Origin of the sequence: Archangium violaceum Cb vi76 (assembly GCF_000733295.1) — a bacterium.
In the GTDB taxonomy this organism is placed as follows: domain Bacteria; phylum Myxococcota; class Myxococcia; order Myxococcales; family Myxococcaceae; genus Archangium; species Archangium violaceum.
In genome coordinates this window covers 1-14,592 of the sequence record NZ_JPMI01000093.1, presented here as the reverse complement: position 1 = coordinate 14,592, position 14,592 = coordinate 1, and the positions used below count along the sequence as shown (strand labels likewise).

Sequence of the window (14,592 nt, the reverse complement as noted above, 5' to 3'; positions counted from 1 at the left end):
GATCGGACGTTGCGTCGATGCAAGCACGCCCGAATCACGAAGGGGGTCCCTTTCTGGCGGATGCCAGTAGGACCTCCCACACGAGCAACGCCTGCCTTGTCATCTTGCTCCTGCTGTCCATCGCCTGTTCCACGGATGGCGGGAGACAAGCTCACGGCAACGCCTCCGGGGACACAAAACCAGCCGTCTCCTGCGAGCTCACCGAAACGCCAAGAATCTTCCTGGAAGACGGCACGGACTACCTCTTTGCGCTACCTGCGCTACCTCACATCGCCCCTGTGGAGGTATCACAAGCACGATTCGAGCAAGCCATGGCCCGGCAGGCCGCCGGCCTGCGCCTTCCCCTCCGTCCTCTGTTGCCCAGACTGACCCTCTCCTGGGCTCCTCCCCTCTCCAGCAACGAACAAGCAGCCTTCCTCGAGGAGTACCAGCACTGGTGTTCCCAGAGTGGCCACCCCGCTGATTGCCGCGCGCTGCTGGCGAACGGGCTGTTCTTGGACCCAGACGAGAAGGTGGACATGGCCCTCTCCTTCGCCATGGCGGGAGTGTGGTCTGGCGCCCGGCTCGCCGTGCAGAACCTGCTGGACCCTGCCCAGCTCCACATGGCCGTCATGTCATCCCTCTCCGTCTACCTGGCGATGTTGGTAATGCCCAACCCCATCACCAACCTGGGACGCAATCGCGCCGGGCAAACCATCACCGATGGCGAGCGGACCATCCGCTTCGATAAGGACGGCTTCCCTGCGTTCGAGACGAAGTTCGAAACCCTCTTGGACAGGAGCCATATCGGCACCGTGGATCGCCTGGCTCATTACAGAGCAGCAAACCGCAAGCTCCACCAGGCAATCCACGAAGATCCCCAGCTGGCACAGACACTCAAGCTGAGCCCCAAGGACGTCGAGAAACTACTCACCTCCAAGGATCCACCGGTTGGGCACTCCTGGCATCACCATCAGGACGTTGGGAGAATGCAACTCGTGGATGAAGGGGCTCATCAACTGTCGATTCCCCATACCGGTGGGATGGCGATCTGGGGAGGAGGCAATCGCCCATGACGGTTCGCTGGGAGCCTTATCTCTGGGAAGAGCCCCGTCCCGTCCATCCGCATGAACTCGAGCTGCTCGAGCGGCAATGGGGTGTAACGCTTCCTGCGGAGTACAAGCTCATCGTCTCGCGGCACCAGGGCATGACTCCTGAGCCTGGTACCTTCAAACTGGCCGAAGGTAACGATGTGCTCAGTGTACTCCTGACCATCACGGTCGATCCGGAGAAGCAGCCGTACTCCGTGATGCGCGTCCATGAGATCTTGAAGCCACTTGTTCCTCCTGGACTCTTTCCGTTCGCCAAGACGCCCGGAGGAGAGTTCGTGTGCTTCGATTACAGAGAGACCCCATACCTCCCCAGGATCGCCCACGTCTCGGTGGAACTGCTCATCACACCTATTGCCGACAGCTTCTCCGCGTTCCTGGAAGCCCTGCATGACGGGTAGAGGTGTTCAAGGCCGACGGAGAAAGTGAAATACTCGGGACCATGAGTCTGTCGGCACAGGGGGCCGGGGTCTCTCCCATCGCGCAACGCCGTCTCGAGCTGGCGAGCCAGTTCCACGGGCGTGTATCCGAGCTGTTGCGCCTGGGCCCGGGCCGGCTGCGCTTCTCGCTGGGAGTCTCGCTGGCGGAACTGCGGGTGCCCTTCCACATCACGCCCGAGGCCGCCGCGCTCTTCTCGCAGAGCGCGCGCCAGCTCGCGGTGATGCTGCTGTCGAGGCACCGGGACCTGGTCTCCACCGGGGAATTCGATCGCTTCCTGCTGGTGGAGGAGTACGCCACCCTGCCCCAGCTACCGCCGACGCTGTCACCCGGCGCGGGCGGTCCGGACACACGAGCCGCCGCGGACCTGGCCACGCTCACGCACCCGCTGCTCACCGGCGGCGTGATGGCGGCCTGGCTGGGCCCGGGAGGTTGGGGACGCTCGCTGGTGGCGCTGGTCATCGAGCTGATGCGGCGGGCCTTCACGGAGATGAAGGAATCGCGCGGGCGAGAGGAGACCCCCGCGCTGGTGGCGCTGATGCTGTCCTCACTGCTGCCGGGCATGGAGGGCGCGTTGCGCTCGCTGGATCTGCCGGCCCCGGTGCAGCGCCAACTGGTGACGGCCACGGCCACGGGCCTGTACCTCGCGCTGCGGCTGGGCGTGGAGCGGGCGGTGCGCGAGGGCCAACCCTCCCCGGAGCTCGCCGCGCGCATCGAGTCGGCGCTGGGGCCCATGGCGGTGCTGGGAGGTACGCGGCTGCTGCTGACGGGCGGCTCCACGCTCTACGGCTGCGAGCTGCTGGCCGGAGTCCCCGACGCGGAGAAGCTGGTGGCCCAGCACCCCGGTGGCCTGCCGGTGGACACGGTGCGAGCCACGCTGGAGCAGGCGGTCTCGAAAGACGACGTCATGGCGCGCAGGGCCGAGTTGGCGGTGGGCGTGAGCGCCCTGCGCGAGTCACTGGTGCGCGCGGTGCGCCTGGGCGAGGGCGGCGGCTTCCAGGGAGCCCTGACGGAATATCTGCGGGCGCTCGCCACACGCCCGGCCGAGCTGACGGCCCTGCTCGCCGAGGACAAGGAACGCAAGCACCTGACGAAGGAGCTGCGGACCTACGCCGAGACGCTGAAGGGTCCGTCGGCCGAGGTGCTGAACGATCTGGCCGCCCGGCTCAAGGAGTACTCGCCCAAGGAGCCCGCGGCGGCCGCCGGGCTGGCGCGCGCCAAGGCCCACGCTACCTATGCGAGGGCCGCCACGGCGTTCGTCTGCGACCTGTGGCTGGAGCGCTCCCTGTTCCCGCTGCGGCGCATGATGGAGGCGCGCACCGGCGAGGAGGTGGAGGGCGGGCTGGAGGCGGAGTACCAGGCCGGGCGGCTCTACCTGCTGTCCACGAAACAGGGCCCCTTGCTGCGCTCGGCGGTGAGCGCCCCGGTGGCGCACCTGTTCGTGGACGTGAAGGACTTCACCCGGCGCACGCAGCTGCTCGGCGGCGCGGCGATGGCGGACTTCCTGCGGCGGGAGTTCTACCTGCCCATCCTCGAGGACGCGAAGGCGCTCCACGGAGGCATGTCCCAGCTCTCCGACCGGGGTGGCGTCTCGGTCAACAACCTGCTGGGAGACGCACTCTCGCTGAGCGGGACCGTGGACCGGTTGGTGACGCTCGCGGTGGGAATCCGCCGCCACCTGGTGTCCTACGAGAGGCGGCTGGCCCAGACCATCTCCCGCGAGCAGGTGGAGGCGGGGCTGAAGGCCATCGAGGAGGAATACGAACGCAAGCTGCAAGCGGCCCGGCCAGGGGTGCGCGCCATCATCCAGCGGGAGAAGGAGGCGGCGCTGGCGCGAGGCCGGGGCGAGGGACTGGAGGCGGGCGTGTTCGTCTCGTACGGCCCGGCGCCGCTGGTCATCACCCTGGAGGACGACGTGTTCGGCCTCTCCAAGGTGGCCATCGCGGATCGCATCAACGAGAGCGCCCGGGGCACGGCGCGCTCGGGAGCGGCGAGGGCGAAGGCGGACGCGATGCTCGCGCAGGAGCGGCAGCGGCGGGGCAATCCCTCGCTGGCGCATCCGTGGCGGGTGTTCGTGGGCGCGCCGCTGTCCGTGCAGGTGCCCTACTCCGCCGAGGCCGAGGCCCGCGCGGCGCTGAAGGCGGGTGACCTGGAGGGGGCGAGGCGGGCGCTGGAGCAATCGCTCCGGGACGCGCTGGAGGACGCCGCGAAGCAGGGAGAGGACGCGCCGGGAGACATCTACAACGCGGGCGTCGCGGTCTCCGAGGAGACGCTGCTGGCCTACCAGGAGACGTTGGGGGATCAGCGGTTCTTCCGCCCGCTCGAGGTGGATCCGCGGACGCTGCATCCGGAGCTCCACCAGCGCTACTTCTTCCCGCCCGGGCCCATGAGGCTGACGGTGGGCTTCCACCCGACCGGCGAGCTGGCGGAGGTGTTCCGCTTCGCCGGCCGGGTGATGTTCAAGGGACTCGAGCGCAAGGGCGGGATGGAGGTCTGGGAGCTCGTGGACGAGCACGGCGTGGGCCGGCTCTTCGCGCGGCACCACGCCTCGGAGTGGCTCCGGACCCGCTGATGCGAGGCCCGATTACAGCCGCTGCAGGGAGAAGCGCGAGCTGACCTTCATGCCGCCCATGCCGCCCGAGGACTGGTCGATGACCTGGGTGCCCTCGATGCGGACGAGCCGGCCGGCCGCCACGTCGAAGCCGCTGTTCACGTCCAGGTCCACCTTCATGCCCATGGCCCCGCCCGAGCCGTTGCCCGAGCCGCTGCCCATGCCAGGCATGCCGCCGCCCATGTTCATGCCGCCACCCATGTTCATGCCACCGCCCATGTTCATGCCACCCATGGCCTGAGCAGAGCCGCCCTCCTCCGCGTCACCGGACTCCTGCCCGGCCGCCGCCTCCCCGGCCGCCTCGGCGGGGACCTCGGCCTTCTGGGCCACCGTGGTGCGCATCTGGGCCATGTTGTTCTCGATCTCCGCGAGCGTGAGCGCCATGGCGCCCATGGGGGTGGTCACCTCGTAGCGGCCGCCCGGCGCCAGGTCGCCCTCGGGGAGCACCATCATGTCGAAGATCTGCTTGGGGAGGACGTCCACGGAGGGATCCTCCTCCTTGATCTTCACGGCCTTGAGCGCGGGAGGCGGCGCCTTCTTCTCCGTCATGGCGAGGGACACGGTGCCGCTCTTGGGGTCCACCGCGGCCACCACGTCGACGCGCGTGTCGCCCGCGGTCATCGAGGCGCTGGCGCCCTTGGGCCCGGCCTTGAGGTTGTGCACGCCCACCACGGTGCGGCCTTCCTGGACGTAGACCGTCACCATCTTGAAGAACTTCGCGTTGCCCTTGCGATCCACCTCGGCCTTCACCTTCTTCGCGGCGGGGGGAATGGTGTCGATGGTGGTGACGCGCTTGTCGGCGCCGACCAGCTCCATCTTCTCCAGGGTGAGCTCCACCTCGGCGGTGCCGTCCTTGCGCACCGAGAGCACCTTCTGGCTGAAGACGGACTGGACCTTCATGCGGACGTTCATGCCGCCCTTGCCCATCTCCATCCCGGGCATCTGCATGCCCATGCCGGGCATCCCGCCCATGCCGTCGGGCATCTTCATCTCGATGGTCGAGTCATCCTCATACTGGAAGCGGTGCACGTCGCCCTTCTTCCACTGGTAGTTGAGCTCCACGGCGGAAGCGGAGCCAGAAGCGAACAGCACGAGCGCGGCAGCGAGACTGCGGGAACCAAAACGCATGGGGAATCCCCTCCAGGGGAGGCGGGCGGGCCAGGAGCCCACCTCGTGTCGCGGAATTGTCGCGAATGGCCCTCAGGACGTCGAGCCACCGGAAATATTCTGCGGGGCGTGCCCGCGAGGGCGCCACGCGCCTAGACTGGAGCCGTGACGGACACGCCCGACACCCTCCTCGACGGCACCCACACCGTGCTCACGCCCGAGTACGTGGAATTCCGCTTCACGCTCGCGGGCCTCTACTCGCGCTTCCTGGCGTGGCTGATGGACGCGGTCCTCGTCGGTGGCCTCACCCTGGTCTTCCTCATCGGGCTGAGCGCGACGATGGTGGCCTTCCCCGGCTTCGCCAGCGCGCTGGGGTTCGTCCTCTACTTCCTGGTGGACTGGGGCTACGGCATCGCCCTGGAGACGGCCTGGAGCGGGCAGACGGTGGGCAAGCGGGTGATGGGGCTGCGCGTCATCCAGCAGAGCGGCGTGCGCATCGGCTTCTACCATGCCGCGCTGCGCAACCTGGCGCGGCCGGTGGACCGGTTGCCCTTCTTCTACCTGGTGGGCGGGGTGACGGCGCTGCTGTCCGGCTCGCAGCAGCGGCTGGGGGACATGCTCGCTGGCACCATCGTGGTGCGCGAGCGCCGCCTCAAGGCGCCCTCGGCGCTCGAGGCGTCGGCGGACGAGGGGCTGCTGGCGGATCCCCTCTTCGTCTCCCGGGTGAAGCGGTTGAGCGCCGAGACGCGGGAGCTGGTGCTCACCGCGGCCCTGCGGCGCGAGGAGCTCCGGATGGAGGCCCGTCTGCGCCTCTTCTCCGCGCTCGCCACGAAGCTGCAGGAGCTGCTGGCCCTGGAGAAGCCGGCCCACCTCTCGGACGAGAAATGGACGCTGCTGGTGGCCGCGGCCCTGCTGCCCTCCCCTGGTGCGCGGCGGGGGGGACGGTGCGTGCGGTGGCCTAGGACTAGAAGTAGACGGACGTCCCGCCCGACAGGATGAGCGACGTCTGCAGCCGCTCCGTCAGCGACAGGTAGGCGTTGAACTGCGCCCGGGCGCCCAGGCTGATGGAGTCCGACACGAAGAACTCGATGCCCGCGTTGGGGCCGATGCCGAAGAAGTTCGAGTCTCCCTGCGGCTTGAAGACGTGCAGGTAGCTCAGGTCCGCGCCCACATAGGGCCGGATGGACTCCTCGAAGAAGAGGTAGCGGACGCCGAGCGACGGGGCCAGGCCCACCACCCGCTGCCCGCTGATGGGATCCTCCGGGAAGGCGATCTTCGTCAGCGAGACGACCTCGAAGCCGCTCTCGATGTAGAGGGTGGCGTCGAAGCCGACGAACACGGTGCTGGTGAGGCTGGCCGTGTTGTTGAAGTTCATATAGCCCAGCGACAGGCCGAGGCTGCGGTTGGCGAACTGGGCGTGGGCGGGGGCGGCCGAGAAGAGGGCCACCAGGCTGGCGAGGGCGAGCAGGAACGAGCGCATGGGGGCGGACTCTACCGTCCCCAGGTGGCGGCTAAACCACTGAAACCGCACGGAATCTCCGGGCCGGGGGGCGTTGATCCGGGAGGGGGGCCTCTCCTACACTCCCACCCCGTCATGCGTTCCCTCCGCTCCGCCCTCGCCCTCCCCCTGCTGCTGGCCTCCGCCTGCGTCACTACCCCGCCTCCATCCGATCGGGCCCTCGTGAACAACGAGCTGTGCGTCAAGGAGCTCGACAAGGGGGACCTCAAGCAGGCCGAGGTGTATTGCGACCTGGGCCTGGAGTTCGCTCCCCAGTACGCGGACCTGTGGGCCAACAAGGGCCTGATCGCCATGTACTCGGGGAACAAGAAGCTGGCGCGCGAGCACTTCATCAAGGCCATCCGCTTCAACCAGGAGCACGCGGCCTCGTACATGAACCTGGGCAAGCTGTACCTGGACGAGCAGGCCTACGGAAAGGCCCATGACAGCTTCCAGCGCGCGCTCAAGGTGAACCCGGACTACGTCGAGGCCCGCTACAACCTGGGGCTCACCTTCATCAACCTGGGCAAGATGGACAAGGCGGAGAAGGAGTTCCTCACGCTGCTGGTGGTGGACCCCAACAACGCGCAGGCCCGCCATGACCTGGGCATCATCCGTTACCGCCAGGGCAGCCTGGATGAGGCCGCGGCGGAGATGATGAAGTCCGTGCAGCTGGCGCCCAACCTGAACCCCGACTGGTGGAACAACCTGGGCGCGGTGCAGATGGAGCTGGCCCGCTACGCGGAGGCCGCGGAGTCCTTCGCCAGCTGTGTGGCGATCAAGCCGGATCACGCGGTGTGTCTCAACAACCTGACCATCGCCCGGAAGAAGTCGGCCCTGGTGGACTCGGGCCTCAAGCAGTTCCGTGACACGCAGCGGGCGGAGAACAGCGCGGAGTCCCTCTTCGTGCTGGCGCGCAAGTACAAGGACGAGGGGCTGCTGGCCGACGAGGAGCGCACCTACAAGGAGTGCCTCAAGCGGGATGGCAAGTACGCGCCCTGCCACTACGGGTTGTTCGAGATCTACTCGAACGGCCAGAAGCGCCAGCACGCCGAGGTTGCGTGCAAGAACTTCCTCAAGTACGGCTCGGTGGAGGATTTCCCCTCGGAGTCGGAGACGTGCGAAAAGTTCCTCAGCGCGAAGTCGTACTAGTGCGCGCCCGGAACCTCGCCCCCCGCCATCGCGATGAGCGTCAGGCTAACGGTCAAACAGAGCAGTGAAGCCGGTGCCAAACCCACCGAGCACGTCCTGGACGACGCCGTCATCACCCTGGGCCGCGACAAGGGCTGCCAGGTGGTGCTGGCGCAGCAGGCCGTGTCGCGCAGCCATGCGCGCATCACCCAGGAGGGCAACCTCTTCTTCCTGGAGGATCTCGGCAGTGCGTACGGCACCCAGGTGAACGGCAAGCCGCTGCCCAAGGGCGAGAAGCGGCTGCTGCGCAATGGCGACGTCATCGTCATCGCGCAGTTCGACGTGCGCTTCGACAAGGTGGCGGATCTGCCACACGACGTGGAGTCGCAGAAGACGTCCTTCGTGGCCCGCAACATGGTGAAGGACGTGATGCGGGGCCTGTCGGGTGGCGAGGAGCGCTACCTGCGGGTGATGAACGGCCCGCGCGAGGGCGAGCGGCTGGAGGTCAACGACGCGCAGGAGTTCACCATCGGCCGGGACGACTCGGCGGATGTGATCTTCCGGGACGATCTGATCTCCCGCCAGCACGTGAAGGTGCGGCGCGACTGGTCGGGCACGCACGTGGAGGACCTGGGCAGCCGCAACGGCATCAAGGTCAACCGCAAGCGGGTGAACCGCAAGACGCTGAAGGACGGTGACGAGCTGGAGGTGGGTGGAGTCCGCTTCGTCTACGTCTGCCCGTCCGAGGCGCCCGAGGAGCAGTCGGAGGCCCTGGCGGCGCCGGTGGTGTCGGCGAGGCTGGACAACGAGCCCAGCTCGAGGACGCACCCGCTGCCGGCCGCGCGCGAGCGCACGCCCTCGGGGAAGCGTTCGGGGACGTCCACGGAGAAGCCCGCGGAAGAGGAGCAGGAGCAAGAGCAGGAGCAGGAGGCCAGCGGCGAGCCCGCGGCCGAGGAGCCCGCCGCGGCGCAGCCCGAGCCGGAACCGGCCGCCGAGCCGGAGCCTCCCGTGGAAGAGCCGGTGAAGCCCGCGCCCCCGCCGCCCGTGCGCCGCAAGGAGCCGGAGAGCGAGGTGGCCGAGCCGGACGTGAAGCGCTACATCCCGCTGGTGGCGCTGGGCGTCATCTTCCTGATGGCGGTGGGCGTGCTGATCGCCCTGTTCGTGGGCGTCTGAGCCACTCGCGCATCCCCTCCCTCTCCCACCGGGAGAGGGTCGGGGTGAGGGTGCCGGAAGCACCCGGGTTCCCCACTACCGGATGGAGATACGGGCCACCGGCTGGATGTTCAGCTCGGGGGACAGCTCCTGGAAGCTGACGACGGAGAAGGGCGGGTTGAACTCGTACTCGAGCAGCTTGCGGACGTAGCGCCGGATGTCCATGGCGGTGAGGATGACGGGGCGCTGCGCGCTGGGCGGCAGGTGGCCGCACTCGGACTTCACCGCCTGGACGATCTCCTGGGCGATGTCCGGCTCGAGGGCCAGGTGGGTACCGGCGGAGGTGCGCTTGATGGAGCCGCGGATGGCCTCCTCGATCTGCGGATCCAACAGGTAGACCACGAGGGTGCCCGTGCCACGGGCGAACTTGTGGGACACGTAGCGCCGCAGGCTGGAGCGCACGTGCTCGGTGAGCATGACGTTGTCGGCCTCGACCTGGCCGTACTCGGCGAGGGACTGGAGGATGCCGCGCAGGTCGCGGATGGAGATCTCCTCCTCCACGAGGCGCCCGAGGATGTCCGTGAGCTTGAGCACGGTGACGACCTTGGGAACCACTTCCTTCACGATGGCGGGGAAGGCCTTCTCCAGCTGATCGAGCATCGACTGCGTCTCCTGGACGCCGATGAACTCGCGCGCCTGGCGGCGCAGCACGGCGGCCAGGTGGAGGATGATGTAGCCGGGCACGTCCCACGTGGTGAGACCGGCGGCCTCGAGCGTGTCCTTGTGCTGCTCGGGGACCCACGCGGCGGCCTGGCGGGTGGCGGGGTTGACGGCCTCGAAGCCCTGGATGTTCATCAGCTTCAGGCGCTCCACCGTGTCGTTGACGAGCACGTGGCCCAGGGTGGCCTGGCCCGTCACCACGGGGACTTCGTTGATTTGAATCTGGTAGGCGCCGGGAGGCAGGTTCGAGTTGCCGCGGGCGCGCACGCCCGGGAAGCGCACGCCCATCTCCACGAAGAGGCCGTCGCGCATGAAGGGGATGAGCTCGAAGAGGAACTTGCCGTTGTCCTGGCGCGAGTCCACATAGGGCACCAGGGAGTCGGAGACCTCCAGGACGATGGGCGTGACGACGGGGATGAAGAGCTCGGAGTCCGGGTTGATGGCCTCCTTGGGCTGCGGCTCGGTAGCCGCGGGCACCTCGCCCTCGGGCGTCTCCCCGGAGAGGCCGGCCGCCTCGCCCGCCGCCACCGCCTCCTCGTTCTTCAGCATCTTCCAGGAGCCGTAGCCGGCACCAGCGGCCAGCAGGAAGAAGGGAATCTTGGGCAGACCGGGGATGAGGCCGAGCACCACGAGCATGCCCGCGGCGATGGCGATGGCCTTCGGGTAGGCGGTCAGCTGCGCGCCCACGTCCTTGCCGAGGTGGTTGCCCTCCTCGTCGCCGCCCACGCGCGTCACGATGATACCGGCGCAGGTGGAGATGAGGATGGCGGGAATCATTCCGACCAGACCGTCACCGATGGTGAGCAGCGTGTACTTCTGGGCCGCGGCGCCCACCTCCATGCCCTTCTGCATCACACCGATGATGAGGCCACCGACGATGTTGATGACGGTGATGATGATGCTGGCGATGGCGTCGCCCTTCACGAACTTCATCGCGCCGTCCATGGCGCCGAACAGCTGGCTCTCGCGCTCCAGGTCGCGGCGCTTGCGCTTGCCCTCGTCCTGGTCGATGGAGCCGGCGCGCAAGTCAGCGTCGATGGACATCTGCTTGCCGGGCATGGCGTCCAGGGTGAAGCGCGCGGCCACTTCGGCGACGCGCTCGCTGCCCTTGGAGATGACGATGAAGTTGACGATGACGAGGATGATGAAGATGACCAGACCCACGACCATGTTGCCGGCCACCACGAAGTGACCGAAGGCCTCGACCACCTCGCCCGGATCACCCGTGAGCAGGATGAGGCGCGTCGTGGAGATGGTGAGCGCCAGCCGGTACATCGTGGTGATGAGCAGCAGCGTCGGGAACACCGACAACCGCAGTGCCTGCGGCACGTACAGGGAGATGAGCAGCAGCACCACCGAGATGCTGATGTTCAGGGTGAGCAGCACGTCCAGCAGCATGGGCGGCAGCGGGACGATCATCATCCCGATGATGGCCACCACCACGCACGCCAGGACGATGTCTGAGTACTTGGACAGGAAGCTGTTGCTGTTGCTCTGGGCGGACATTCAGTCCGCGAGCCTAGCGAAACCCGCTTCCTTTCCCAAGCCTCCACCCCACGCCCTCGGCAGAGAGCATGCGGCCAGGCGAGCCCGGCCTACTCCTGGGAGGCCTCGGGGTCCCGCTGGGCCTCCTCGGCGCTCTGGCGCGCCGCAGCGGCCAGGACACGCGCACGCTCGGTCAGGGGGTCCTTGTTCTCCGGGTCCAACTCCACCACGCGGGTGAAGTCATGGACGGCTTCCAGGATGTTGCCCAGGCGCAGGTGGACCTCGCCGCGGTTGATCAACGCCGCGGTGTCCGAGTCATTGAGGCGGATGGCCTCGTTGAAGTGCTCCAGCGACTCGTCGAGCTCGTCCACCGCCAGACAGGTGGCTCCCAGGGCCGTGCGGTAGTAGCCCTCCGTGGGATCCAACTCCAAGAGCTCCTGGAAGATGACACGAGCCTCGTCGTAACGCCCCTGCTCGTACATCTGAAAGCCCTGCATCGCGTACTGGAGCAGGTCGGGCGGAGAGACTTCGGGATCGGAGTTCGCCATGAGTGGTGGGGACGGGACGGTAGAAGTCAATCTCGATGGTACTACGAGCTTTCGAACAGACGGAAGCTCCCTACCGGAATTACAGGACAGGTCTCACAGAAACGTCCTCCCGGGACGGACCTTCCGTAAGATGGGGCACATGGAACTCGCGCGCGCGCAGGAACTCTTCGAGCAGCTCTACTCGGGCTTCTCCGGCTACGACATCGCCCGGCAGGAGAAGGAGCGGCTGGGAAAGCAGGAGGCGGCCACCACCTACGGAGAGGTGATTCCCCCGGCCTTCCATGACGTGATGCTCGCGGCCGCGCCGCAGGCGGGCGAGGTGTTCTTCGACCTGGGCTCCGGAACGGGCAAGGCCACCCTGCTGGCCGCCCTCGCCTTCCCGTTCCGCCGGGTGGTGGGCATCGAGCTGCTCCCCGGCCTGGGGGACGCGGCCCGCAAGGTGCTGAGCCACTACGACGCGCAGCTCCGCCCCCACCTGGGGCCCGAGCACCAGGAGCAGCGCATCGACTTCATCGATGGGGACTTCCTGGTGGAGGATCTCTCCGAGGCCGACGTGCTGTTCGCGCATGGCACCTGCTACGGACCGGAGCTGATGGACAAGCTCACCCACAAGCTGGAGGAGCTCAAGCCGGGGGCTCGGGTCATCATGGCCGGACAGACGCTGAAATCCCCCGAGCTCGTCTTCCAGAAGATGAAGGTGATGAAGACGGACTGGGGCTCGGCGCTCGCAGCGGTGTACAAGCGCCGGTAGTCCCCTCCCGCGGGGCGGGGTTACTTCGCCTTCCCCGCCTTCTGCAGCATGGTCAGGGTGGCGCGGGCGCGCTTGGTGTTCTCGCGCTTGGCCTCGGGATCCAGCTTCAGCGCGGTCTGGATGTCCTGGACGGCCCCGTTCACGTCACCCTCGCGCAGGAGCAGCTCGCTGCGGCCCACCAGGGCATCCACGTTGCCGATGTTGAGCTCGAGCGCCCGGGTGTACTCGTCCTTGGCCTCGGCGTACTTCTCCAGGTGGGCGTAGGTCGACGCCAGGTTGCAGTGGAAGACGCTGTCGTAGGGGGACGCCGCCACCAGGCCCTTGAAGATGTCCAGCGCGTCCTGGAACTTCCCGGTCTTCAGCATCTCGTGACCGCGCGTGGCGATCTGGTAGAGCATCTCCTGGGACAAGCCGAGGAACTCCGCCGGAGTGATCTCTCCGACGACGAGCTTTTCACCGAGCTCTTCCGAGATGACGCGCGTGGTACCGGCGGGATTCTGCGGGGTATTGCTCACGGGATCACCTGTGGGGAAAAAAAGACGGGAGGGCCGCGCACGACCCTCCCGCCCGATGAGTCTAGACCAGAGCTCAGAACGTCCGGAAGCGGTTCTGGTTGATGCTACGGGTGAGGTCGCTCAGGGACGACCACTTGTCCAGCATGCGACCGATGTCCTCGAAGCTGTTCTTCAGGGTGGCCTGGCGGCGATCCACCCAGCAACCACCGCGCGGGCCGTGGGTGGTGGGGCGCTCGAAGGGGTTGTTCTTCTCGAGCTTCTCGGTGAGCTTGCGCAGGGAGTCGAACAGCTTGGACATCTGGTTGAAGAGGTCGCCGAGCTTGCCGAAGAAGCCACCCGGCTTGGTGGTGGCGGGCTTGGTCGTGGGCTTGGTGTTGCCCGGGGCCAGGTCGTTGCCGAGCTTGAAGGACTCACCGCCGTTGTTGCTGCCGACGATCTCCTTGCCCGTGAAGGACCAGTCGTCGGTCTCCTTGCCCATGACGAAGACGTCCTTGTTGCCGAAGCTGTTGGCGTGGGCGAAGCCGTCCTGGGTGACGGGGCCCGTCTTGCCCTTGCCCTTGTCGAGGTCGGTGACCTGCACGCGGTCGTTACCGGAGATGATCTCCAGCTTGGCGGAGACCGTCATGCCGTTGCCGTAGGGGGCGGTGGTGCAGTTGATGCGGGTGCCATCGCCGAGCACGAAGGTGCTGTCGCGCTTGAAGTCCCACTTGCCACCGTCGCCCTCGTCCACGTGCGGGTCGCCCCAGATGCGGGTGGACTTGCCGTCCGGACCGGTGATCTTCCACTCGAACTGCTTGGTGGCCTCGATCTTGTAGCCGCCCGGGGTGGTGATGACGCCGTTCTTGTCCGTCTTCAGGCTGCCGGACGGGTGGGAGGAGTCCGAGGGCGCCGGCGGGGTCGGCGTGGCGGGACCGCCGTTGCCGACGACCGAGTAGAAGATGTCCATGATGGACCGGTCGGTCCGGAAGACATCGGTCTCCACCGTGTTGTTGGCGGCGTTGGCGGCCGTGGTGGCCTGGGCCTGGCCGGCGTCCTTGGTGGCGCCCAGGGTCTGCAGCTCAGCCGTGGTGGTACGAGCCGTGGTCACAGTGTTCGGAGAACCACCGATCTTGGTCGACATGATGTTTCGTCCTTTCTTTCTCAGGCGCGCAGAAAGCTCTTCGCACCAGGTCAGAACATCTCGTTGAGGGAGTGGCGCCGAAGCGCCGCCCGCTGTGCTTCAGTTATTTCCATTATCGAGCCACCCCACCGAAGGTTTCCTGTGACCTCGCGAAAGTGATTTTTCCGCCCAGGATTCCTCTGCCGACCCCCGAGGTCGGGAGTGGAAACCACGATCGGGAGTCCGTCAAGCCCACCATCCCGGGAAAGAGGAGTTCCAAGCGAAACCGGCCCCGCGAGGTCCTCTCTGGAGAGGGCTCGCGAGGCCGGTTCGAGACTGCCTGGCTGCTTGCGCCGGAGGAGCCCCATGGGCCCCAAAAGCGAAACCGGCCCCGCGACGCCTCTCATCGAGGAGCGCGAGACCGGTTCGGACTACCCAGCCGCAGGGGG

At 67.3% G+C, this 14,592-nt stretch carries 12 protein-coding genes and 1 pseudogene; 7 read left to right on the top strand and 6 right to left on the bottom strand.

Annotation, left to right across the window (positions count from 1 at the left end; genetic code table 11):
- Window positions 1-650: 650 nt before the first annotated feature.
- The 3 genes and pseudogenes from Q664_RS63190 to Q664_RS14610 all read left to right on the top strand — a co-directional run.
- A pseudogene (locus Q664_RS63190) lies at window positions 651-1,055 on the top strand (HNH endonuclease); the annotation flags it as partial.
- Entirely contained in the window at window positions 1,052-1,489 is a 438-nt protein-coding gene (locus Q664_RS14615; protein WP_043394860.1) for an SMI1/KNR4 family protein, read from the top strand. The pseudogene Q664_RS63190 and the gene Q664_RS14615, both read left to right, overlap by 4 nt.
- Window positions 1,490-1,530: 41 nt before the next feature.
- A complete protein-coding gene (locus tag Q664_RS14610; RefSeq protein ID WP_043394857.1) occupies window positions 1,531-4,098 on the top strand; it encodes a hypothetical protein in 2,568 nt (855 codons plus the stop codon).
- 12 nt (window positions 4,099-4,110) lie between these two features.
- Here Q664_RS14610 and Q664_RS14605 read toward each other — a convergent pair whose 3' ends face one another.
- Entirely contained in the window at window positions 4,111-5,265 is a 1,155-nt protein-coding gene (locus Q664_RS14605) for a hypothetical protein (protein ID WP_043394855.1), read from the bottom strand.
- Between the two features lie 144 nt (window positions 5,266-5,409).
- Between Q664_RS14605 and Q664_RS14600 the strand changes: the two genes are divergently transcribed.
- Window positions 5,410-6,243, top strand: coding sequence for an RDD family protein (locus tag Q664_RS14600; RefSeq protein ID WP_043394853.1), 834 nt, complete (start codon window positions 5,410-5,412; stop codon window positions 6,241-6,243).
- Here Q664_RS14600 and Q664_RS14595 read toward each other — a convergent pair.
- Window positions 6,209-6,724 carry an outer membrane beta-barrel protein gene (locus tag Q664_RS14595; protein WP_043394851.1) on the bottom strand — a complete coding sequence of 172 codons (516 nt, stop codon included), beginning with the start codon at window positions 6,722-6,724 and terminating at the stop codon, window positions 6,209-6,211. The two genes, Q664_RS14600 and Q664_RS14595, sit on opposite strands and share 35 nt — an antisense overlap.
- A 114-nt stretch (window positions 6,725-6,838) precedes the next feature.
- Between Q664_RS14595 and Q664_RS14590 the strand changes: the two genes are divergently transcribed.
- Together Q664_RS14590 and Q664_RS14585 are read left to right on the top strand one after the other, a co-directional pair.
- Window positions 6,839-7,894: a tetratricopeptide repeat protein gene (locus tag Q664_RS14590; RefSeq protein ID WP_084609895.1), complete on the top strand. Its 1,056-nt coding sequence runs from the start codon at window positions 6,839-6,841 to the stop codon at window positions 7,892-7,894.
- A gap of 33 nt (window positions 7,895-7,927) precedes the next feature.
- A complete protein-coding gene (locus Q664_RS14585; RefSeq protein ID WP_043394848.1) occupies window positions 7,928-9,046 on the top strand; it encodes an FHA domain-containing protein in 1,119 nt (372 codons plus the stop codon).
- 75 nt (window positions 9,047-9,121) lie between these two features.
- Here the strand turns inward: Q664_RS14585 and sctV are convergent, their stop codons facing one another.
- Window positions 9,122-11,251, bottom strand: a complete 2,130-nt coding sequence (sctV, locus tag Q664_RS14580; RefSeq protein WP_043394846.1) for a type III secretion system export apparatus subunit SctV — start codon at window positions 11,249-11,251, stop codon at window positions 9,122-9,124.
- A gap of 89 nt (window positions 11,252-11,340) precedes the next feature.
- Window positions 11,341-11,778: a tetratricopeptide repeat protein gene (locus tag Q664_RS14575; RefSeq protein ID WP_043394845.1), complete on the bottom strand. Its 438-nt coding sequence runs from the start codon at window positions 11,776-11,778 to the stop codon at window positions 11,341-11,343.
- 139 nt (window positions 11,779-11,917) lie between these two features.
- Here Q664_RS14575 and Q664_RS14570 point away from each other — a divergent pair, with 139 nt between their 5' ends.
- Window positions 11,918-12,529, top strand: a complete 612-nt coding sequence (locus Q664_RS14570; RefSeq protein WP_043394909.1) for a class I SAM-dependent methyltransferase — start codon at window positions 11,918-11,920, stop codon at window positions 12,527-12,529.
- Window positions 12,530-12,549: 20 nt separating this feature from the next.
- Here Q664_RS14570 and Q664_RS14565 read toward each other — a convergent pair whose 3' ends face one another.
- Both Q664_RS14565 and Q664_RS14560 read right to left on the bottom strand, forming a co-directional pair.
- The gene (locus tag Q664_RS14565; RefSeq protein WP_043394843.1) at window positions 12,550-13,044 is read right to left on the bottom strand and encodes a tetratricopeptide repeat protein; all 495 of its coding nucleotides are present in this window, start codon (window positions 13,042-13,044) and stop codon (window positions 12,550-12,552) included.
- Window positions 13,045-13,117: 73 nt separating this feature from the next.
- Window positions 13,118-14,164: a DUF1521 domain-containing protein gene (locus Q664_RS14560; RefSeq protein ID WP_052518102.1), complete on the bottom strand. Its 1,047-nt coding sequence runs from the start codon at window positions 14,162-14,164 to the stop codon at window positions 13,118-13,120.
- Window positions 14,165-14,592: the final 428 nt, after the last annotated feature.